General features: G+C 61.1%; 20 protein-coding genes. 6 read left to right on the plus strand and 14 right to left on the minus strand.

What is annotated here, in order from left to right; genetic code table 11:
* Nucleotides 1-7 precede the first annotated feature (7 nt).
* Nucleotides 8-1,555 (plus strand): ATP-dependent DNA helicase, encoded by a 1,548-nt coding sequence (locus tag AQS8620_RS11395; RefSeq protein ID WP_085837026.1) that lies wholly within the window; start codon nt 8-10, stop codon nt 1,553-1,555.
* On the opposite strand, the gene AQS8620_RS11400 is transcribed toward AQS8620_RS11395, so the two are convergent.
* From AQS8620_RS11400 to AQS8620_RS11445, 10 genes are all read right to left on the minus strand, one after another.
* Nucleotides 1,540-2,289: a TIGR02186 family protein gene (locus AQS8620_RS11400; RefSeq protein ID WP_306345907.1), complete on the minus strand. Its 750-nt coding sequence runs from the start codon at nt 2,287-2,289 to the stop codon at nt 1,540-1,542. The two genes, AQS8620_RS11395 and AQS8620_RS11400, sit on opposite strands and share 16 nt — an antisense overlap.
* Complete coding sequence (locus AQS8620_RS11405; RefSeq protein WP_085837028.1) at nt 2,289-3,200, minus strand: sulfite exporter TauE/SafE family protein; 912 nt, start codon at nt 3,198-3,200, stop codon at nt 2,289-2,291. Before AQS8620_RS11405 ends, AQS8620_RS11400 begins: the two co-directional genes overlap by 1 nt.
* A 97-nt stretch (nt 3,201-3,297) precedes the next feature.
* Nucleotides 3,298-4,260 carry an ABC transporter permease gene (locus AQS8620_RS11410; RefSeq protein WP_085837029.1) on the minus strand — a complete coding sequence of 321 codons (963 nt, stop codon included), beginning with the start codon at nt 4,258-4,260 and terminating at the stop codon, nt 3,298-3,300.
* Nucleotides 4,261-4,263: 3 nt separating this feature from the next.
* Nucleotides 4,264-5,358 (minus strand): ABC transporter permease, encoded by a 1,095-nt coding sequence (locus AQS8620_RS11415; protein WP_085837030.1) that lies wholly within the window; start codon nt 5,356-5,358, stop codon nt 4,264-4,266.
* Between the two features lies 1 nt (nt 5,359).
* On the minus strand, nt 5,360-6,958 hold the full coding sequence (locus AQS8620_RS11420) for an ABC transporter ATP-binding protein (RefSeq protein ID WP_085837031.1): 1,599 nt from the start codon (nt 6,956-6,958) through the stop codon (nt 5,360-5,362).
* Nucleotides 6,959-6,970: 12 nt separating this feature from the next.
* Nucleotides 6,971-7,960 (minus strand): BMP family lipoprotein, encoded by a 990-nt coding sequence (locus AQS8620_RS11425; protein ID WP_085837032.1) that lies wholly within the window; start codon nt 7,958-7,960, stop codon nt 6,971-6,973.
* A 187-nt stretch (nt 7,961-8,147) separates the two neighbouring features.
* Entirely contained in the window at nt 8,148-8,561 is a 414-nt protein-coding gene (locus AQS8620_RS11430) for a GNAT family N-acetyltransferase (RefSeq protein WP_085837033.1), read from the minus strand.
* Between the two features lie 3 nt (nt 8,562-8,564).
* Complete coding sequence (gene tsaB, locus AQS8620_RS11435) at nt 8,565-9,155, minus strand: tRNA (adenosine(37)-N6)-threonylcarbamoyltransferase complex dimerization subunit type 1 TsaB (RefSeq protein ID WP_234990462.1); 591 nt, start codon at nt 9,153-9,155, stop codon at nt 8,565-8,567.
* 11 nt (nt 9,156-9,166) lie between these two features.
* The gene (locus AQS8620_RS11440) at nt 9,167-9,730 is read right to left on the minus strand and encodes a NifU family protein (RefSeq protein WP_085837034.1); all 564 of its coding nucleotides are present in this window, start codon (nt 9,728-9,730) and stop codon (nt 9,167-9,169) included.
* A 91-nt stretch (nt 9,731-9,821) separates the two neighbouring features.
* The gene (locus tag AQS8620_RS11445; protein ID WP_085837121.1) at nt 9,822-10,277 is read right to left on the minus strand and encodes a universal stress protein; all 456 of its coding nucleotides are present in this window, start codon (nt 10,275-10,277) and stop codon (nt 9,822-9,824) included.
* A 568-nt stretch (nt 10,278-10,845) separates the two neighbouring features.
* Between AQS8620_RS11445 and AQS8620_RS11455 the strand changes: the two genes are divergently transcribed.
* Nucleotides 10,846-11,442, plus strand: a complete 597-nt coding sequence (locus tag AQS8620_RS11455; protein ID WP_085837036.1) for a L,D-transpeptidase — start codon at nt 10,846-10,848, stop codon at nt 11,440-11,442.
* Nucleotides 11,443-11,536: 94 nt separating this feature from the next.
* On the opposite strand, the gene trpS is transcribed toward AQS8620_RS11455, so the two are convergent.
* Nucleotides 11,537-12,553, minus strand: a complete 1,017-nt coding sequence (gene trpS / locus AQS8620_RS11460; protein ID WP_085837122.1) for a tryptophan--tRNA ligase — start codon at nt 12,551-12,553, stop codon at nt 11,537-11,539.
* Nucleotides 12,554-12,629: 76 nt separating this feature from the next.
* Here trpS and AQS8620_RS11465 point away from each other — a divergent pair, with 76 nt between their 5' ends.
* Nucleotides 12,630-13,343, plus strand: coding sequence for a rhomboid family intramembrane serine protease (locus tag AQS8620_RS11465; RefSeq protein ID WP_085837123.1), 714 nt, complete (start codon nt 12,630-12,632; stop codon nt 13,341-13,343).
* Between the two features lie 9 nt (nt 13,344-13,352).
* Here the strand turns inward: AQS8620_RS11465 and murJ are convergent, their stop codons facing one another.
* Genes murJ through AQS8620_RS11480 form a run of 3 tightly spaced genes read right to left on the minus strand, consistent with a single transcriptional unit; the run spans nt 13,353 to nt 18,896 of the window.
* Nucleotides 13,353-14,894, minus strand: coding sequence for a murein biosynthesis integral membrane protein MurJ (gene murJ, locus AQS8620_RS11470; protein WP_085837037.1), 1,542 nt, complete (start codon nt 14,892-14,894; stop codon nt 13,353-13,355).
* Nucleotides 14,891-17,710 (minus strand): [protein-PII] uridylyltransferase, encoded by a 2,820-nt coding sequence (locus AQS8620_RS11475; protein ID WP_085837038.1) that lies wholly within the window; start codon nt 17,708-17,710, stop codon nt 14,891-14,893. Before AQS8620_RS11475 ends, murJ begins: the two co-directional genes overlap by 4 nt.
* The gene (locus AQS8620_RS11480; protein WP_085837039.1) at nt 17,670-18,896 is read right to left on the minus strand and encodes a penicillin-binding protein activator; all 1,227 of its coding nucleotides are present in this window, start codon (nt 18,894-18,896) and stop codon (nt 17,670-17,672) included. The genes AQS8620_RS11475 and AQS8620_RS11480 overlap by 41 nt, the downstream gene beginning before the upstream one ends.
* Before the next feature lie 94 nt (nt 18,897-18,990).
* Between AQS8620_RS11480 and rsmI the strand changes: the two genes are divergently transcribed.
* The 3 genes from rsmI to gshB all read left to right on the plus strand — a co-directional run bounded on the left by rsmI (nt 18,991) and on the right by gshB (nt 21,267).
* A complete protein-coding gene (rsmI, locus tag AQS8620_RS11485) occupies nt 18,991-19,857 on the plus strand; it encodes a 16S rRNA (cytidine(1402)-2'-O)-methyltransferase (protein WP_085837040.1) in 867 nt (288 codons plus the stop codon).
* A gap of 6 nt (nt 19,858-19,863) precedes the next feature.
* Complete coding sequence (locus tag AQS8620_RS11490) at nt 19,864-20,244, plus strand: YraN family protein (RefSeq protein ID WP_085837041.1); 381 nt, start codon at nt 19,864-19,866, stop codon at nt 20,242-20,244.
* A gap of 78 nt (nt 20,245-20,322) precedes the next feature.
* A complete protein-coding gene (gene gshB, locus AQS8620_RS11495) occupies nt 20,323-21,267 on the plus strand; it encodes a glutathione synthase (RefSeq protein WP_085837042.1) in 945 nt (314 codons plus the stop codon).
* Nucleotides 21,268-21,269 lie beyond the last annotated feature (2 nt).

Raw genomic sequence — 21,269 nt, forward strand, 5'->3', positions numbered from 1 at the left:
TCGCGCCATGACTGTCCCCGCTGCAAAACCCGTCACGTTTTCCGATGATCAGGCCGAGGCCTATGATGCCGTCACGCAGGCGTTGCGCGCGGCGGGTGTCAATCTTGATACCGAATTGCTGCAGCCGATGGGCAACGGAAAATCCAGCGTCATGGCCGTGATCGGCAAGGCGGGCTCGGGCAAAACGCTGCTTCTGGCGGAACTTTACAAGGCGCTGGAGGCGGCGGGCGTCGACATTGTGTCCGGCGATTGGGAAAGCCGCAAAAACAAGGACCGCCGCACGCTGGCGATCCTTGCGCCGACCAACAAAGCCGCCTCTGTCCTGCGCAACCGCGGTGTGCCAGCCACCACGATCCACCGCATTATCTACACGCCGGTCTATGCCCCCGAGTTCGAGGGGCTGGGCGAATGGCTGGCCGGAAATGGCGAACGCCCCGACATCGAGGCCATGACCGATGAGGCGCTGGATCGCGCCTATGCGTTCTTCCAACTCCACAAAAGCCTGCCCGGAGCGCTGGCTGCGGCGGGGTTGCGTGGCTCGGATTTTATCACCGGCTGGAAGCGGCGCGACGAGCCGCTCGACATCGGATTTGTCGATGAATCCTCGATGCTGGACGCCAAACAGTTCGACGATTTGAAGGAAATTTTTTCCACCCTTGTGCTGTTTGGCGATCCCGCCCAGCTCGCGCCGGTCAACCAGTCCGGCGCAATGGTGTTTGAAACGCTTCCCGAAGACAAACAGCAGATTCTCAGCCGCATTCACCGCCAAGCGGATGATAGCCCGATCCTTGATCTTGCCCATGCGCTGGCCGATCCGCAGCTGTCCTTTTCCAGCTTCGAGCGCATGATTGAAGAAGCGGCCGCGCGCGACGAGCGCGTGGTGATGGCCCAGCGGGTCGAAGCGGATCTGATGGCGCGCTCGCCGGTTCTGGTCTGGCGCAATGCCACCCGCATCCGGTTGATCCAGGCCTTTCGCGGGGCTTTCGATGCGCCTGCCGATGCGCTCTTGCCCGGGGAGCCGTTGATTTGCGACGGGATTGAATTGCCGCTCAAGCATCGCAAGAAACGCATCGACCTCGAGGCGCGCGGGTTGATCAAGGGGGCGCAGGTGATCTACCTCGGGCCTGGCACCCGTCCCGGTTTCTCGCGGCTTCACGTCGTGGGCGCGCCCGATCCGCAATTCGCGGCCGCGTCGATTGTAAAAATCGAAATGCCGGGCGAGGAAGAACCCTTTATCCCCTATGCCGCGCGCATGGGGGCGACATTTTTGCACGGGGCGGCTGTGACGATCCACAAGGCGCAGGGCTCGCAATGGGCGAATGTGCAGGTCTTTGCCCCTGATATTTTCGCCGCCGCGCAGGCGGGTCGGATGGAGGCAGGGATACCCTTGTGGAAACGTCTGGCCTATGTTGCGATCACGCGGGCGGAAAAGCGGCTTCTTTGGGTGACGCGCGCGCGCCTTGGCAAGCCGACAGCGCCGCTATCGGCCTCGGACTTGAAGGCCCCCAAAGCGACCCTGACCCTCGAAGTGCAAGAAAATCAGGATCTTATGTAGCGAAAAAGGGCAGAGGCGCCCCAGCCTGCAGCGATAGCAATGAACAGTGACAGAGCCCCGTAAAGCAGCGCTTGTTGCTGGGCCATATTGTACAGCAGCCGCTCCAAACCCACTTTTTGCACGTTGATATTGGCGGTTTGCTCGTCGATCAACGCCCCGTCGCGCAGCAAAAAGATGCGAGTCTGATACCCGCCTTCGATCAAATTTGCCGGCAGTTCAACCGAGACCCGAAACAGCGTGTCATCGACCAGTTGAATGGCCCCTTCGCGGGCGCGGTACAGGTCCGCTTGTTCGCGAAGGCGCAGCAAGGCCGCGCGTTCTTTGGTCCCCGCAGCGGTCGGTGCGATGGCGCGGTCAATCGAAATGCCCCATTCCTCGTCCAGTTCGGGCGGCAGAATATCCGCAAGCGGGGCCGTGCTGGTCATGACATAAAACGACGGCGTGCGCGGCAGCGGCGTGGCGTCGACGTTGATCCAAATGCCAAGCCGCCGTTCCTTGCGCCGGATGACCTCATGGCGCAGCGGGCCGCTAACGGTCACGATCACGGCCAGGTTTTCATCCGAGGTAACGGGCCGATCCCGCTTAATCGCGCCAAAAATCAGGATTTCCGAGCCGGCGAAATCCGATGTGATCTGCACACGGTTCTGGCTTAGGGAGGCGACAACTTTTTCTTCGCCCAGAGCGGGGGCAACCAAAGCCAAAAGCCAAAGCGCAACTGCTACAAGCGCGCGCATCATGCTTCCCCGATCGAAAAGAGTTCCGACGGCTGGATCAGCAGATCAAGTGCCAGCTTCAGGCAGACGGCGAGCACCAGAAGCGCCAGCAGGATGCGCAACTGTTCTGCCTTGAGTTTCAGGCCGATCTGCGCCCCGATTTGCGCGCCAATCACGCCACCGATCAGCAACAGCACCGCCAGGACGATGTCGACCGTTTGCGAGGTATAGGCATGCATCATCGTGGTGAAACCGGAGGTAAAAATGATCTGGAACAGCGAGGTTCCGATCACCACCTTGGTCGGCATTCCCAGCAGATAGATCATGGCAGGGACCATGATAAAGCCGCCACCAACCCCCATAATGGCTGATAAAATACCGACGAATACGCCGACGAGAAGCGGCGGGATCGCTGAAATATACAGGCCGGATGTGCGGAATTTGACTTTGAACGGAAGGTTGTGCACCCAATTGTGCTTTTTGCGCTCGCGCCGTTTGGGAGTCGCCCCGCGCGCGCGCCGGATTGCGCCAAGGCTTTCGACAAACATCAGCGCGCCGATCAGGCCGAGAAAGATGACATAAGAGAGCGTGACGAGCAGGTCGACCTGCCCGATTTCGCGCAAAGCGTTGAAAACCTGCACGCCGATCCCCGCACCGATCATTCCGCCGATCAGCAAAACCAGCCCCATCTTGAGGTCGACTGTCTTGCGTTTGAGGTGCGCCAGAACGGCGGATACAGAGGAGGCAACGATCTGGTTGACCGAGGTTGCAACGGCCACCGCGGGGGGAATACCCACAAAAAACAGCAGCGGCGTGATCAGAAAACCGCCACCTACGCCAAACATACCGGACAAGATGCCAACAAGACCGCCAAGCCCCAGCAAGAGAAAGGCATTCACTGAAATCTCGGCGATGGGCAGGTAAACTTGCATCTCTATTTCCGCTTTCTGGCTGGCGGGGCTACTCCTGTCTGCATGGTTTTGCGGATCGGCGCAACTGGCAAGCTAGCAGGCAAAATCTAACATAAGTTTAGCGCTCTTTCACATAGGCTTGCCCGCCCGCGCGCGGCGGAATGGCTTTGCCGATGAAGCCCGCCAGAATGACGACCGTCAAAATATAGGGGAGCGCCTGCATAAGCTGCACAGGGATGGTGATATCGCCCAGTTTGATCGACTGGTACCGGTTTCCGATCGCCTCCAGCAGGCCGAACAATAACGTCGCGCCGAGGGCGGGATAGGGTTTCCATTTGGCGAAAATCAGGGCGGCCAGCGCGATATAGCCGCGTCCGGCGCTCATGTCTTTGACAAAGCCGGCCGCCAGAGAGGCAAGGAAAGAGCCGCCCAAACCGCAAAGCACACCCGCAATCAGGATGGCTTGGTAGCGCAGTTTGACCACCGAAATCCCGGCCGTATCCACCGCACCGGGGTTCTCGCCCACGGCCCGCAGACGCAGGCCAAAGCGGGTGCGATAGAGCACCCACCACGACAGGGGAACAGCGGCCAGCGCCACATAGGTCAGCGCCGTGTGCCCCGACAAAAGTTCGGCATAGAGCGGGCCGATGAGGGGCACATCCGCGATCTGATCGGCAAAGGGCAGGGTAATATCGCCAAACCGCGCCTCGCGCGGCAGGGAGGGCGTGCGCCCGCCCAGTTTGAACCAGGCCTGGCCGATGACCACTGTCAGCCCGGCGGCGAGAAAGTTGATCGCGACGCCGGAAATCAACTGGTCGCCGCGAAAGGTGATCGAGGCGACACCGTGCAGCAGAGAGAGCAGGACAGATGCGCCAATCCCCGCCAGCGTCCCAAGCCAGATATTGCCCGTCACATAGGCCACGGCCCCCGCAAGAAAGGCAGCGCCCAACAGCTTGCCTTCAAGGCCGATATCGACAATGCCCGCACGTTCGGAAAACAGCCCCGCGAGGCAGGTCAAAAGCAAGGGCGTTGCCAATCTGACCGTGGAATCAAGGATTTGCAGGATGGTGAGATAATCCATGACTTATCCTTCCTTGCGTTTGAGGGCGACGAACAGCCGCTCCAGTGGCATACGCACCATATTGTCGAGCGCGCCGGTGAACAGGATCACAAGGGCCTGGATCACCACGACCAATTCGCGCGGGATGCCTTCCCAAAGCGCCAGTTCCGCGCCGCCCTGATAGAGAAATCCGAACAGGATCGAGGCAAGGATGATGCCCACGGGGTGGTTGCGCCCCATCAGCGCCACGGCGATGCCGATGAATCCTGCGCCTTCAACGGCGTTGTCGATCAGCCGTTCGGCTTCGCCCATGACGTTGTTGATCGCCATCAGACCCGCGAGCGCGCCGGAAATCATCATGGTGATGATGATGATGCGACTGGGGGAAATACCTGCGTATTTGGCCGCCGATTCCGACTGGCCATAGGCACGGATCTGGTAGCCCAAGCGGGTGCGCCAGATCAGCCACCAGAAAAAGACGCAGGCCACGAGCGCGACCACGAAGGCAAGGTTGGCGGGCGCGTTCTTGTTGAACATGATGCCCAAGGGCGCAAGCATTTCGTGAAAGGTCGGCAGGTGGGTGCTTTCGGGAAAGCGCGCGGTTTCCGACGACATGGCCCCGGGCACCTTCAACACCCGTGTCAGCAGATAGCCGATCAGCGCCGAGGCGATGAAGTTGAACATGATCGTGGTGATGACGATATGCGAGCCGCGTTTTGCCTGTAGATAGGCAGGGATCAGCGCCCACAAGCCGCCAAACAGCGCCGCGCCGATGACCGCCACAGGCAGGGCAATCGTCCAGTGGCCAAAGGGGATGAACAGGCACACAAGTGCCACGCCCAAGCCTCCCAGCATTGCCTGCCCTTCCGAGCCGATGTTGAACAGGCCCGCGTGATAGGCGACCGCAACCGACAGGCCCGTAAAGATGAAATTCGTCGCGTAGTAGAGCGTGTAGCCCAAACCGCCGGTTGATCCGAAGGCCCCGTCGATCATCACCATGATGGCGTTGAACGGGTCTTTCCCGATGGCAAAAATCACCAGCCCCGAAAAGAAAAAGGCAAGGAGGATCGAGAAGAGGGGGATCAGGATCGTATCCGCCCATTTCGGCATTTTCGACATATCAGGCGTCTTTCTGCGGGGTGCTCATTCCGGCCATCATCAGCCCGAGTTCGCGCTCGTTGGTCTCTTGGGGAAGCTTCTCGCCCATGATCCGCCCGTCAAACATCACCGCAATGCGGTCCGAGAGCGACATGATTTCGTCCAGCTCGACCGACACAAGCAGGATGGCCGCGCCGCGATCGCGCAGGGCGACAATTTGTTGATGGATGAATTCGATTGCGCCGATATCAACGCCGCGTGTCGGCTGGCCAATCAGCAACAGCGCCGGTTCGCGTTCGATTTCGCGCGCCAGCACGATCTTTTGCTGGTTGCCCCCCGAAAAGCTTTTGGCGGGCGTGTCGCAATTGGCGGGGCGGATATCGAAGCGCTCGATCTTGCCCTTGGCATCGTCGCGGATCGCCTTGTGATCCATGAAAAGTGCGTTTTTTTGATATTTCGGGTCGCCGTGATAGCCGAAACAGACGTTTTCCCAAGCCGGAAAGTCAAGGATGAGCCCCTCGTCGTGGCGGTCTTCGGGAACATGGGCGATGCCACGCGCGCGCCGTGTCTGCCCGTCGGAAGCATCGCCCGACAGATCGAGCGGCGCCCCCTGCATCAGAATTTCGCCGCTCGCGGCCATATAGCCGCCCAGAACTTCAAGCAATTCGGTCTGCCCGTTGCCCGCAACCCCCGCAATGCCAAGGATTTCACCGGCGCGCAGATGCAGGTCAATGCCGCGCAGGCGTTCGACGCCATGCCCGTCCACGACCCGCAACCCTTTGATATCCAGAACAACGTCCTGAGGAACAGCGGGTGTTTTTTCAACTTGGAGCAAGACTTTGCGCCCGACCATCAGTTCGGCCAGTTCCTCGGCAGAGCTATCGGCGGTTTTGACGGTTGCGACCATTTCGCCGCGCCGCATGACAGAGACATTGTCGGTCACCTCCATGATTTCGCGCAGCTTGTGAGTGATCAGGATGATGGTCTTGCCCTGCGTCTTCAACCCCTCAAGAATGCGAAACAGGTGGTCGGCTTCGGCTGGTGTCAGCACACCGGTCGGCTCGTCGAGGATCAGAATGTCAGCCTGACGATAGAGCGCCTTGAGGATCTCGACCCGTTGCTGGTGGCCCACAGACAGGTTTTCGACCAGCGCATCGGGATCGACCGACAATTCGTATTCATCCGAGAGCTCGCGCAGCAGTTTGCGCGCTTTTGACAGGGAGGGCCGCAACAAGGGGCCGTCTTCCGCGCCAAGAATGATATTTTCCAGAACGGTGAAATTTTCCACCAGTTTAAAGTGCTGGAACACCATGCCGATGCCTGCGGCGATTGCCGAAGAGCTATCGGTGATATTGACCCGCTTACCGTCAATTTCGATCACGCCGCTATCGGCTTTGTAAAAGCCGTAAAGGATCGACATCAGGGTCGATTTCCCTGCACCGTTTTCCCCGATAATGCCGTGAATCGTGCCTTTGGCGACCTTGATCGCGATATTCTTGTTCGCCTGAACAGGGCCGAAGGACTTGGAAATGCCTTTCAGTTCAATCGCATAAGGGACGGTGGGGGCGGGTGCGAAAGAGGCGGCAGTTTCCTGCCGCCCCTCTGCGGTCCGAGTGACCATTCTCATGTTGCCTTAGTAAGCGGGGCAGGAAACGTCGGTGGTGTAGTCGTGAACCACGATCTCACCGGCAATGATTTTGGCTTTTGCATCTTCGACAGCGGCCATCATTTCAGGGGTGACGAGATCGGCGTTATAGTCATCCATCGCCGCCGACACGCCATCCTCGCCAAGACCCAGAACGATCAGGCCGGGCTCGACATCGGTGCCCGCAGTAAAGGCATCATAGACCACGTTGTCGACGCGTTTGACCATGGACGTCAGCATCGTGCCGGGCTGCATGTAGTTCTGGTTGCTGTCCACACCGATGGCCAGCATGCCTTCATCGGCGGCCGTTTGCAGCACGCCGATGCCGGTGCCACCAGCGGCAGCAAAGACCACCTCTGAACCGTCGGCTTTTTGCGCCTTGGTCAGCTCGCCGCCTTTGACGGGATCGTTCCAGGCGGTCGGCGTGGTGCCGGTCATGTTGACGATGACCTTGCCGTCGGGTTTGACGGATTTAAAGCCCTCGGCGTAACCGCAGGCGAATTTGTGGATCGAGGGGATGTCCATCCCGCCCACAAAGGACACGGTGTCGCCGGTCGCGGCCATCGCGGCCATCACACCCACAAGGTAGGACCCTTCCTGTTCGGAAAAGATCACCGATTTCACGTTGGGCTGGTCCACAACGCCGTCGATGATGACGAATTTCGTGTCGGGGAAATCGGGCGCGACAATGTCGAGTGCGGTGGCAAAGGAAAAGCCGGCCATGACGATGGGGTTCATGCCCTTATCTGCAAAGGAGCGCAGGAACTGCTCGCGCTGGGCGTCGGATTGCAACTCGACTTCGGCAAACTCTTCGCCGGTCTCATCGGCCCACCGCTGGGCACCCATGTAGGACGACTCGTTGAAGGATTTGTCGAATTTTCCGCCAAGGTCGTAAATCACGGCAGGCTCGGCAAGGGCAGCGCCTGCGGACAGGACGAGGGCACCGGCGGTGCCGAGGAATTTCTGCATCAGGGTCATGGATGTCTCCCGGTTCGATTTCTATGTTGGAACTATGCAATGGTCTTGCCTGAAAGTCAGGCATTTGATCATGGTTCACGCATATTTTAGGCCGGAGCGCCTTGGCAGGGTCAATACAAATTTTACCGAATGGTCGTAAATTGCCCGACCTTTGCCCTCATGAGGGCAGGGTGACGTGAAGTCACGCCTATTTCAAAGGCTTAGTCAGAAGCAAAGCGTCGCTAAACCGCCCGTCGAGATGACGGTAGTAGCGGCGCCGTTTGCCGGATTCGCTCCATCCGTTTGTCTCGTAGAGCGCCCGTGCGGGGGTGTTGTCATCGGCCACTTCAAGAAAGGCTTTGCTTGCCGCCTGAGTGCGGGCCTGGTCCTCGAAGGCACCCAGCAGCGCGCGCCCCTGTCCGCGCAGGCGCGCCTCGGGGTGGACCGCGATGGTCAGCAGTTCGGCCTCATCCCCGATCACCCGCCCCATCACAAACCCCTGCGCTGCGCAGTGCAAGAACACGCCCTTGAGCGCCAGCATCCCGCTGAATTCCGTCTCGGACCACGGGCGCGGCGTGGTGAAACAAACGGCATGCAAAGCGGCGAGGGCGGCTGGTTGCATCCTCTATTCCTCAAGGATCACTGGGGCAGGGTCGCGCGGCGGGGCGGCATCGGCGGCGCGGATATAGAGCGGGGCAGGGCGCGGTTGCGCAGTGCCAAGCCGCGTGGCGGCGATCCGTGCAAGCGTATCGGCCAGTGGCGCGATGCAACTCTCGATCCCGTTTGCGAAGCTGGCACGATCCCCCACCACGGGCGCGGACTGCGCGCTGCCGTCGTGAAAGCGCTGCGCATAGGCCTGATCGCGCCGCGCATCGACCAAGCTCAGGGTGTCCCCGATCCGGCCAAAGGCCTGCGCCTCAAGCGTCGAAACGCCAATCGCGGGTTTCCCAAGGCCAAGTGCCAGCCCTCTTGCACAGGCAACCGAAATACGGATGCCGGTAAAATTTCCCGGGCCGATGCCGACCGCGAGCGCGTCAAGGTCGCGCCACGCCACGCCGCCAGCGGCAAGGATTTCTTCGAGCAGCGGCATCAGCCGCTCGGCTTGGCCCTTGGCCATTTCTTCGCGCGCAGAGGCGACGATCGTGCCCGCGCGCAGCAAAGCGGCCGCGCAATGCGCGGCCGATGTGTCGAATGCGAGAATGGTTGGAACGCTCACCGTCTGATCGCTCAGGCGGCGACAGGCCGGACTTCCAGCACTTCGGGAATATAGTGGCGCAGCAGGTTCTCGATCCCCATTTTCAGGGTCAGCGTCGAGGAGGGGCAGCCCGCGCAAGCGCCCTGCATGTGGAGATAAACCACGCCCTTGTCGAAGCCGTAAAACGTGATGTCGCCGCCATCCTGGGCAACTGCAGGGCGCACGCGCGTATCGAGCAGTTCCTTGATCTGGTCCACTATATCGCCGTCCGGACCATCGTGCGCCGCGTGACCGGCCTGCGTGTTCGCTTCCCCTTCCATCACGGCCGCGCCGGATTGGAAGTGTTCCATGATTGCGCCCAGGATCGCGGGTTTGATGTGATCCCAATCGGTCGCGTCGTCCTTTGTCACCGTGACAAAATCCCCGCCAAAGAACACAGCCGTCACACCCCCAACCGCGAAGACGCGTTTGGCGAGGGGCGATTTCTCGGCCGCTTCTGGCGTTGTGAAATCCGCGGTTCCGGCGTCAAGCACGGTCTGGCCGGGCAAAAACTTCAGCGTTGCGGGGTTCGGCGTGGATTCGGTCTGGATGAACATGGCATGCTTTCCTACTGCTTGCGTGCGATATGCGCCTTTGCAGCGCCAGAGTCAAGATTTAGAACCGTTCTAAATTGTGGGTGCGCCGCGTTTACGTCGTCGCTTCAAGCCGCTCTTTGGACATCTCACCCGGAACGATGGTCATGGGGATCGGCAGGCTTCCGGCCTGTTTGGTCATGGCGGTGATCAGCGGGCCGGGACCGCCTTTTTCACTGGATGCGCCCAAAACAAGCACGCCGATTTCGGGGTCTTCGGTAATCTGCGCCAGAATTTCGACCACCGGTTCGCCTTCGCGGATCACCAGCACCGGATCGACCCCTTGGCGGTCACGCATCCATTTGGCGAACACTTCGAAATGGACCTCGATCCTTTCGCGGCTTTCCGCGCGCATAATGTCGGCAACGCCGATCCAGTGATTGAATTCATCCGGTGGAATGACCGACAGAATCGTAACGCCGGCTCCGGTATGGGCCGCGCGCATCGCTGCAAATCGCATGGCATTCAGGCATTCGCGACTATCGTCGAGCACAACAAGGAATTTGCGCATGAGGTCTCTCCCGTCGGGCGTGCCCGTTGGCCCGCCGCTTTCGGGGATCATGATACAGCGCGCCGCGCCGTGCAACCTTGGTTGCGCGGGGGGCACGGCCTGACCCGGCACGGGGCGGCGATTGCGTCGGCGCGGTGCAAGTGGTCGGAGTGCCGCCTCCGGCAGGAAAAGACCGGAGACGGCAAGCAGCGGGGTCGGGGACGAACCGCAGCGCTGCAATGGACGCGAAAAGCCATCTCTTGGGAAGACATCTCGGACGGGACACACCGAGGCTCTTCGGTCCAGTTCTCTCTAGCGCAGCATTGTTTCCAAAATACGACAACAAGCGTTCTTGAAAGGGCGCAGATGCGGGAATGATACCGGTCGGGGGCTGCAAATTATTGTGAATTGCGCAGAGCGGGCGATCTGGGGGAGATTGCGCTAAAATACAGGGGGCGCGCGCGATGGTTTTTTCCGCATCGCTTGCATCGTGCCCCGCCGCGCCGCCTCGGGCTTTGCCCGACTTTGACCAACATGACCCCCGCCGTCGCCGCGAATGACAGCATCGGGTCCAAAAAACAGGCATAAAATGAGCATTATTTCCAGACGCACCGCCCTGCGCATGGCGTTGAGCACACCGTTTCTTTCCCTTGCTGGCATGGCGCAGGCGCAAGAAATCGGGCTGACTCTGCCCGATGACCTCGCCAACCCCGATGGCGTGCGCAACAACGTGTCGGGGTTTCGCCGCATTGACTGGCGTGACCATTTCGACAGTCTGAATGCCAATGGCACGATTGTCGCGGATACGGTCAGCCGCGCGCTGCATTTCTGGAGCGGCGATGGCGGCACCTATAAACTGTACCCGACCTCGGTGCCTGTCACCGACGAGTTGACGCGGCGCGGCTACACCGAAGTGGTCAAAAAGGTCGACGGTCCGACCTGGACGCCGACGCCTTCGATGCGCGAACGCGATCCCAGCCTGCCTGCTGTCGTGCCCGCCGGGCCGCAAAACCCGCTGGGCACCCATGCGCTTTACCTGAGCTGGCAGTATTACCGCATCCACGGCACGCATGACACGCGTAAGATCGGGCGGAGGTCTTCGGATGGCTGCATCGGCCTGTACAACGAACAGATCGCGGATCTTTACAGCCGTGTGTCGGTCGGCGCGCAGGTGAAACTGGTCTAGGGCACGGCGTTCGCGCCTCCCTTACGGACAAACAGCAAAAAGGGGCCTCCCGATGGGTGAGGCCCCTTTTGTGTCTTTGGTGTGCACCTGCGCCCTAGCGCACGAAGCCCATAATGTCGAAGGTTTTGGCAAGGATCGGCTGGGCGATTTCATTGGCCCGCTCGGCACCGCGTGCCATCAGCCGGTCGATTTCCGCCGGATCGGCCATCAAACGGGCCATCTCACCCGAGACGGGCGCAAGTTTTTCCACCGCCAGATCGGCCAGCGCGGGTTTGAAGCGGCCCCAACCGGCGCCCGCATACTCCGCGATCACCTGCGCGTTCGTCATGTCCGACAGGGCGGCGTAGATGTTGACGAGGTTGCGCGCCTCGGGGCGATCCGTCAGACCCTCAAGCGTTTCAGGCAGCGGTTCGGCATCCGACTTTGCCTTTTTGAACTTCTTGGCGATGGTGTCGGCATCATCGGTCATGTTGATGCGTTCCATGTCGCTTTCGCCGGACTTGGACATCTTTTTCGTGCCGTCACGCAGGTTCATCACCCGCATGGCCGGACCCTCGATGACCGGCTCGGTCTGGGGGAAGAAATCGGTTTTGTAGTCGTGGTTGAATTTGTTGGCGATGTCGCGGGTCAATTCCACATGTTGTTTCTGATCCTCGCCCACCGGCACATGGGTGGCGTGATAGAGCAAAATATCGGCGGCCATCAGCGAGGGGTAGGCATAAAGCCCCAGCGATACGCCTTCGGCATTCTCGCCCGCTTTGTCCTTGAACTGGGTCATGCGGTTCATCCAGCCCACACGGGCCACGCAGTTGAACAACCAGCCAAGTTCGGCATGGGCCGAGACGCGCGCCTGATTGAACAGAATGCTCTTTTCGGGATCGATGCCTGCGGCCAGATAGCCTGCGGCCACTTCGCGTGTCGCATGGCGCAGATCCGCCGGGTCCTGCCAGACGGTGACGGCATGCATGTCCACCACGCAGTAAATGGTTTCGAAATCACTGCCTTGCATATCGACAAAGCGCTTGATCGCGCCCAGATAGTTACCAAGGGTGAGGCCGCCCGAGGGTTTGATCCCCGAGAAAACGCGTGGGGTAAAGACAGGCTGGGCCATCATGCTCTCCGTCACTGGAATTATGCTTGTCATTCGCTTACCCATGCGAGGCACAAGCGTCAAGGAAAGCCCCGATATGAGCAACCGCAGCCCCTTTATTCCGCCCTCCGATCCTTCGGGTCACGGCGGCCCCGTAAACCCCTTGCCGCCGGTGGTCGTGGCGCTGGCGTTGCTGCTGGCGGGGATCGAGCTGTATTTTCAGGCGGGGTCTTACGGGCTTTTGGGCCAAAACGGCATCGGTGCGCGGGTCAATGCCATTCAGGATTTCGGCTTTTTCGACACGGTGTTCGAGGCGATGCGCCTGCAAGGGCAGTGGCCGCTGTCTCATGTGATGCGCTTTTTCACCTATGCGTTCGTCGGTGGCGCGATGACCCAGACGGTGTTTGTCATCGTCTTTCTGCTGGCACTGGGCAATATGGTGGGGCGGCATTTCGGCCAGATCGCTGTCGTGGCGATTTTCGCGATTTCGACCGTTGCCGGTTCGCTGGCCTACGGGTTCCTTGTCAATTCCGAGTACCCGCTGATCGGGGGCTACCCCGGGGTGTACGGGTTGATCGGGGGCTATACGTTCATGCTGTACGTGGGGCTTGGGCAGCTGCACCAAAACCAGATGCGCGCATTTTCCCTGATCGGGATGCTGATGGGCATCCAGCTTTTGTTCGGGGTGATTTTCGGGGGCACAGCCGATTGGGTCGCGGATCTTGCCGGATTTACCGCCGGTTTGATCACCGCGACCCTGATGGTGCCCGGAGCGTTCCGGCGCATTCTGGAACGCATCCGCAAACGCTAAGGCAGGGCGTCACCCGCCCCGCTTGAGACTGCGTTTCAACTGCCCCAAATTGGTCGCACCGATCACATGGCCTATGCCGAAATAGACCACAGCCGACACCGCGACCAGCACCAGAACGCACAGGGGCCGCGAGAAGGCAAAGAGCGGCGCAAGCGCGCCGTTCACCGCCCAAAGCGCACCGCCCATGATCACCGCCGCCACGAGAATACGCGGTGCCCGTTTGGTGAGCCGCGCGTCAAATAGCGCGGCATCGCCGAACCTGCGGCTCCCCGACCAAAGCTGGCCCACCATCACCCAGGCCGCCAGGGTCGTGGCGACGGCGGCCGCATAAAAGCCGATGACAAAGGACAGCCCGACCGCCAAAGCCGCGTTCACTACCATGGCCACCACGGCAAAGCGAAACGGGGTTTTGGTGTCCTCGCGCGCGAAATAGAGCGGTTGCAGCACTTTTTGGAGCACGAAAGCGGGCAGGCCGAGACCATAGATCGCCACCGCAAGCGCCGTTGTATGGGCATCCTCCACGCTGAACCGCCCCCGCTGGAACAGGGTCGCGATCAACTCGTAAGGGATGACCATCAAGGCAACGGCCGCTGGCACGGTCAGCAGCAGGGCAAATTCCGTGGCGCGGTTGAATGCGTCACGCCCGCCAAGGCTATCGCCTGCAGAGAGGCGGCGCGACAGATCCGGCAAAAGCACCACGCCGATGGCAATGGCGACCACCCCAAGGGGCAGTTGGTACAAACGATCCGCAAGGTTGAGATATTGCAGCGCGCCGTCCTGACTGAAGGAGGCGACCTGACGCCCGACCAGCAGGTTGATCTGCACAACACCGCCCGCCAGGGCCGCAGGGCCCGCCAGAACCAGCAAGCGTTTGATTTCGGGGGTGAACTTTGGAAGGCGCGGCACAAGCCTGTAGCCCGCCCGCCGCGCGGCTTCCCAGACGATGGCAAGCTGTACGAGGCCCGCAACCGGCACGCCCCAGACAAGCGCCTGCGCCACGTCAAAGCCCAGCTTATGCGCTCCCCACATCGCCAGCGAGAGGATGATGTTCAAAAACACCGGCGCGGCGGCGGCGGCGGCAAAACGCCCCGTGGCGTTCAAAACGCCCGAGCATAGGGCCGCGAGCGAGATGAACAGAATATAGGGAAAAATCACGCGGCCATAGTCGGTCGCGAGATCAAAGCGGGCGTCCCCGATGAATCCGGCCGCCATCGCCGAGACGAGGAAGGGCATGAAAACCGTCCCCAAAACCGTCAAAACGATCAGCAAGGAGGCGAGCGCATTGGCGGCGTCCTGTGCAAAGCCGCGCGCATCCTCGCCCGCTTCGACCTTTTTGGAAAACAGCGGCACAAAAGCGACGTTCAACGTGCCTTCGGCAAAGAAACGGCGAAACATATTGGGCAGAGAAAAGGCCACAACAAAGGCTTCGGCGGCGGGACCTGCACCAAGGTAAGCGGCGATCAGCGCGTCACGGACAAAGCCCAGCACGCGGCTGCCCAATGTCCATCCCCCGACCGTCAAGAACCCGCGCATCAAGCGCACCGGCTTCATTTCGCGCGCGCACGCTCTGCGCCGCGCGTGATCGCCTCGCGCAGTTTCTTTTCAAGCGCCTTGAGGCGCGTTTCCGAATGAAGCTTCATGCCGAACATGTCCTTGACGTAGAAACTATCCACGACTTGCGCGCCATATGTGGCGATCTGGGCGGTGGAAATTGTGATGTTATTGGCCGCAAGGGCCCGCGTGAGATCATACAACAAGCCGGGCCGATCACGGGTATCGACTTCGACGATGGTGAAGATCTCGGAGCCCTCATTATCGAAACTGATCGAGGTCGGCACGTTAAATTTGCTTTCGCGCTTTTTGATCTTGTCGCGATCTTTCAGCGCGTCGCGCGCCACTACTTCGCCGCGCAGGGTTTTGGAAATCATCTGCTTGAGGCGGGGCAGGCGGGCGGTGTCATAGGGGGATTCATCGCCGTCCTGAATCCAGAAAATCGCGGTGGCATAGCCGTCCTTGGACGTAAAGGTCCGCGCATCGACGACATTGGCGCCCACCAGTGCAATCGCACCCGCCAAACGCGAGAAAATCCCCGGATGGTCGACCAGCGCAAAACAGGCGCGGGTCGCATCGCGGTCCTCGTCGGGCATCAGGTCGACATGGATTTCATCGTCGCGCATGTCCTTGAGAAGATTTGCGAAAATGACATGCGCCGAGGTCGGCAAGCCCTGCCAGTAGGGGCCGTAGTGGCGCTGGGTCTCGCGCTTGATTGCGGCCGGTTCCCAATCGGTGAGTGCTTCGCGCAGATGGCGCTTGGCCTCGCCTTCGCGGGCCTCGCGGTTCAGCGCCTCCATGCCGCCTTCCAGCGCAAGCGCGGTCTGGCGGTGCAGGTTGCGCAAAAGCTGCGCCTTCCAGTTGTTCCAGGTGTTGGGCCCGACGCCGCGAATGTCACAGACGGTCAGAACCGTCAGCAAATCGAGCCGCGAGCGCGACCGCACCGCTTTGGCGAAATCGCGCACGGTGCGCGGATCGGAAATATCGCGTTTCTGCGCGATGTCCGACATCAACAGGTGATAGCGCACCAGCCATTCGACCGTCTCGCATTCCGCCGGTTTCAGGCCCAGACGCGGGCAAATGCGCCGGGCGATTTGCGCGCCGATGATCGAATGATCCTCGGGCCGCCCCTTGCCGATGTCATGAAGCAGCAGGGCGACATAAATCACCTTGCGATTGACCCCATCCTTGAGGATTCCCGAGGCAATCGGCAGCTCCTCGACCAGTTCGGCCTTTTCGATCTCGGCAAGGGTTTTGATGCATTGGATCGTGTGCTCGTCAACGGTGTAGCTGTGATACATGTTGAATTGCATCATCGCGACAATGTTCTGGAATTCGGGAATGAAGGCCCCGAGCACGCCGATTTCGTTCATCCGGCGCAGGCCGCGTTCGGGGTTGCCATGCTTGAGCATGATGTCGAAAAAGATGCGGTTGGCTTCGGGATTGCGCCGCATATCGTCATCGATCAGACGCAGGTTCGCGGCGATCAGGCGCATCGCGTCGGGATGGATCAGATACCCCGTGCGCAGGGTTTCGTTGAAAATGCGGATCATATTCAACTTGTCGGCAAGGAAAGCCTGCGGATCGACCAGCGCAAGGCGGTTGTGCACGATCTTGTAAAGGGTGCCGACCTTTTTCGTGCGGCTCAGCATCCGTTGAAGCGAGGGGGCCGGTTTGAGGTGCTGTGCTTCGAGGGCGGCCAGCAGAATGCGGGTCAGCTCGCCTACGCGGGTGGCGTGGCGAAAGTAGTCCTGCATGAACACTTCGACGGCGCGCCGCCCGCGAATGTCGACATAGCCCAACCGTTCGGCGACCTCGGGCTGCATGTCGAATGTCAGCTGGTCCATACCGCGATTGGCCGCAAGATGCAGGGCGTTGCGCGTGGCCATCAAGAAATTCTCGGCTTGGCGGAATTGGGCATATTCCTCGCGGGTAAAGACGCCCAAATCCACCAGATCCGCCGCGACACGCACGTCATTCACGTATTTTGCAATCCAGTACAGCGATTGCAGGTCGCGCAGGCCGCCTTTGCCCTCTTTGACATTCGGCTCGACAACGTAGCGCTGGTTGCCCTGTTTTTTCAGCCGCTCGGTGCGTTCTTCCAGTTTGGCTGTGACAAACTCGGGGCCTGTGCTGCGGAACAATTCGGTGCGCAGCCGCGTCAGCAATTTTTCTTTCAGCGCGAGGTCGCCGGCAAGAAACCGCAGTTCCAGCATCGCGGTGCGGATGGTGAAATCCTCGCGGCCCAGCGTCAGGCATTCTTTGACGGTGCGGCTGGCATGTCCCACTTTGAGATGCAGATCCCAGAACATGTAGAGCATGCTCTCGATCAGGTTTTCCATCCGCCCCGTGATTTTCGCGGGCGATAGAAACAACAGGTCCACATCGGAAAAGGGCGACATTTCGCGCCGCCCGTAGCCACCCACCGCCAGCACCGCGATATTGTCCTTGTCGGAGGGTTCGACAATCGGGTGCAATTTGACGCTGGCCACCCAGAGCACGGCTCCCACAAGGCAATCCGTGAGCCAGGCATAGGCCAGAACCGCAGGGCGCGCATCAAGCGGTCGCTTGGCGATACCGGCGGCAATGGCGGCGCGCCCGCGCGTATTCGCCTCGCTCAGGATCTGAACGGTGACTTTGCGCACATCGGCGGGTGTTTGCGCCGCGTCGATCGCGGTCTCCAAGTCGGCGGACGCCGCCGCGATGTCAAAAATCGCAGCGGCGTCACAGATCAGATCCTCGGGAGGAGGCAGGATGGTGGTGGTGAGGGCTGGCTCAGAAGCCAGCGCCACCGAAGGAGCGTGGGGCAGGGTCAATCTCGATTACCTGATTGTTCTGAATTGTTGCGATGGCAAGGCCGCGTTGGTTCGTACCATCCGCCATAAGCCGGAAGATACCGTTAACGCCGACAAAGCCGGAAGAGCGGGTCAGCGCCTGCGCGGAGAAGGCATTCGGGTTGCCGGTTTTCACCAGCGCACCGATGGCCGCGATCCCGTCATAGGCCAGACCTGCCAGCGGGTGCGGGGCGCTGCCATAGGCGGCGGAATAGCGACCGGCGAAATTATTGGCGAGGCGTTGATCGGGCAAGGCAAACCAGCCGTTCTGTAGGCCGGGCTCTGCGGTTGCGGTCGCCGGAATGTCCCAGCGCGTCAGCCCCATGAATTGCTGTGCGGGCGAAGAAATGCCGTTCTGGGGCAAGCCATCGGCGAGGAAGGGCAGCGCGCCATCGGTGCCGGAGGTGAAAAACACCGCATCGGCACCGGCCGATTTCGCGGCCGCCGCGATGCGCGGGATGGCGGCGGTGACCCCGTTTTGCGACAATTCGAACGTCTGATCGCCCGCCAACGTGGCGCCATTGCCGCCGATGGCCTGGATGATCGCCGTGCGGCCCGCGGCTTCGGCGGGGCCTTGCCCGCTGACGACCATCACGTTGCGCTTGCCCTTGGACACGCCAAAGCGCACCAGCCGGTTGGCGGTGTTTTCAAAGGTCGGTCCAAGGATAAAGACGTTCCCCCCGGCCACGCTGGGGTTGTTGGACAGCGACAGCACGTTCAGCCCCGCATTGGCCGCAGCGATGCCGGCCAGTTTGGCCGAGCCGCCGTAGACCGGTCCGAGGATGATCTGCGCCCCTTCGTTGGCCGCCTGAACGGTCACGGCATTGGCGCGCTCGGGCTGGCCGCCGGTGTTGTAGACGCGCAAGTCGATCTGCACGCCCGCCAGGTCGCGAATCGCCAGACGGGCTGCGTTTTCAATGGATTTCGCCAGCGCCTCATCGGCGGCCTGTGCAGAGCCATAGGGCACCAGCAGGGCGACCTGAACGGGTTTGGTGGTATCGACAGTGCCCGACGCGCCGCCACTTGCCGGCATCATCGACGGATCGCACGCGGCCAGAAGCGGCAGGGCCAGGACAAGTGCGGCGCGGCGTCCCATGCGGGCCGATACGGAGCGGGAGGACGCAAGTCGGGCAAGCGACATGCGGGCGCGGCTGAGAAGGGCGAACATGATAAAACCTCTTGGCAACGGGGCTGACAGCAGTTGAGCTTCAAGATAGGTCACAGGTGCGCGAGAGTAAACGCCGCCAAGCCGAGGAAATGCCATGAGTTACCAGATCAAGCCGCTTCCCGCCGGTCTCCATTTTGTGGCGACCCCGATCGGCACCGCCCGCGACATCACCCTGCGCGGGCTCGACACGCTGGCGAGCGCCGATGTGCTGGCCGCAGAGGACACGCGCACGCTCAAGCATCTGATGGAAATCCACGGCGTGCCTTTGGGGGATCGCCACGTCTACGCCTATCACGATCACAACGGGGCGCAGGTGCGCCCGCATCTGATTGCCGCGATGAAAGAGGGCAAATCGGTTGCCTATGCCTCGGAAGCGGGCACGCCGCTGGTCGCGGACCCGGGATTTGCGCTGGCCCGCGAGGCGATTGCCCAAGGGATCGCGGTGACCTCTGCGCCGGGACCTTCGGCGGTGGTCGCGGCGCTGTCGATTTCCGGCCTGCCATCGGATCGCTTCTTGTTTGCGGGGTTTTTGCCCAGCACCTCGGGCGCTGCGAAAAAAGTGTTGAGCGAATTGCGCGACATCCCGGCAACGCTGTGTTTTTACGAAAGCCCCAAGCGGATCGCCAAAACTTTGGCCAGTATGTGCGAGGTGCTGGGCGAGGCGCGCCCTGCCGCCCTGTGTCGTGAGATCACCAAACGATTCGAAGAGGTCCGGCGCGGCACATTGCGCGCGCTGTGCGACGATTTGGCGGCCAATCCGGTGAAGGGGGAAATCGTGTTGCTGGTCGATCGCGGCAGCGACGAAGCCGCCGAGGAAGACATCGAGGCTGCGTTGGACGCGGCGCTTTTGCAGATGTCGGTGAAAGATGCCGCAACTCTTGTGGCCGAGAAATTCAACCTGCCGCGCCGCCAGATTTACCAATCCGCGCTGGCGCGGGGTAAAGCTGCGCGCGAGGCATGAGGCGGGATGGTCAAAGGTCCAGATAGCCCCAACGCCGCACGCGGCGCGATGGCCCATGCGGCCGGATGGGCCGCCGAGGATATCGTGGCGCGCGACTATGCGGCACGCGGGGGTGTCGTGCTTGAACGGCGCTGGCGCGGGCAGGGGGGCGAAATCGATCTTATCGTGACGCTGGACGGCGTGGTGGTCTTTGTCGAGGTCAAGCAAAGCCGCAGCTTTGACAGCGCCGCGACCCATCTCACCGCGCGCCAGATCGCGCGCCTCTTTGCGGCGGGCGAAGAATTTCTGGGCACGCGGCCGCAGGGCCTGCTGACCGACTGCCGTTTCGATCTGGCGCTGGTGGATGGCATCGGCGCGGTGCAGATCCTCGAGAATGCTTTCATGTAGGGGCGATTTGCCCTGGGCCATTGAACGCCGCCCGCCTCTGGTCCATCTATGAGGCACAACAAGCGGAGCGAAAACCACATGTCCCTCAAAATTGCCATTCAGATGGACCCGATCGGGCCGATCAACATCGACGCCGACAGCACGTTCCGCATCATGGAAGAGGCCCAGGCGCGCAGCCATTCCCTGTTCTACTACACGCCCGACAAGCTGGCCTTTGACGAGGGGCGCGTGACCGCACGCGGCTGGCCCGTCACGGTGCAGCGCGTCAAGGGCGATCACTACACCGCAGGGGCGGAAACGGTTGTCGATCTGTCCGACTTCGATGTGGTCTGGCTGCGTCAGGATCCGCCTTTTGACATGGGCTATATCACCACCACCCATATTCTTGAGCATCTGATGCCCGAAACGCTGGTGGTCAACGACCCGTTCTGGGTGCGCAACAGCCCCGAAAAACTTCTGGTGCTGCGTTTCCCCGATCTGATCCCGCCCACCACGATTGCGCGCGACCTCGCCACCATTCGCGCCTTCAAGGAAAAGCACGGCGATATCATTCTGAAACCGCTCTATGGCAACGGCGGCGCGGGTGTGTTCCGCCTTGATCCCAACGACCGCAATCTGGCCTCGCTGCACGAGCTGTTCACCGGCTATTCGCGCGAACCGCTGATCGTGCAGAAATTCCTTCCCGCGGTTGCGGCAGGCGACAAGCGCGTCATCCTTGTGGACGGGGTGCCGGTCGGCGCGATCAACCGCGTCCCGCAAAAGGGCGAAACCCGTTCGAACATGCATGTTGGCGGGCGGCCCGAAAAAGTGGACCTGACCGCGCGCGATCTGGAAATCTGCGCCGCCATCGGGCCGGTGCTGCGCGAAAAGGGCCAGATTTTCGTCGGCATCGACGTGATCGGCGACTATCTGACCGAAATCAATGTGACATCGCCGACGGGGCTTCAGGAACTGGAGCGCTTCGACGGGACGAATGTGACTGCGAAAATCTGGGAAGCCATCGAAGCGAAACGCGGAGTCTAGGC

Origin of the sequence: Aquimixticola soesokkakensis, assembly GCF_900172375.1 — a bacterium.
In the GTDB taxonomy this organism is placed as follows: Bacteria; Pseudomonadota; Alphaproteobacteria; order Rhodobacterales; family Rhodobacteraceae; genus Aquimixticola; species Aquimixticola soesokkakensis.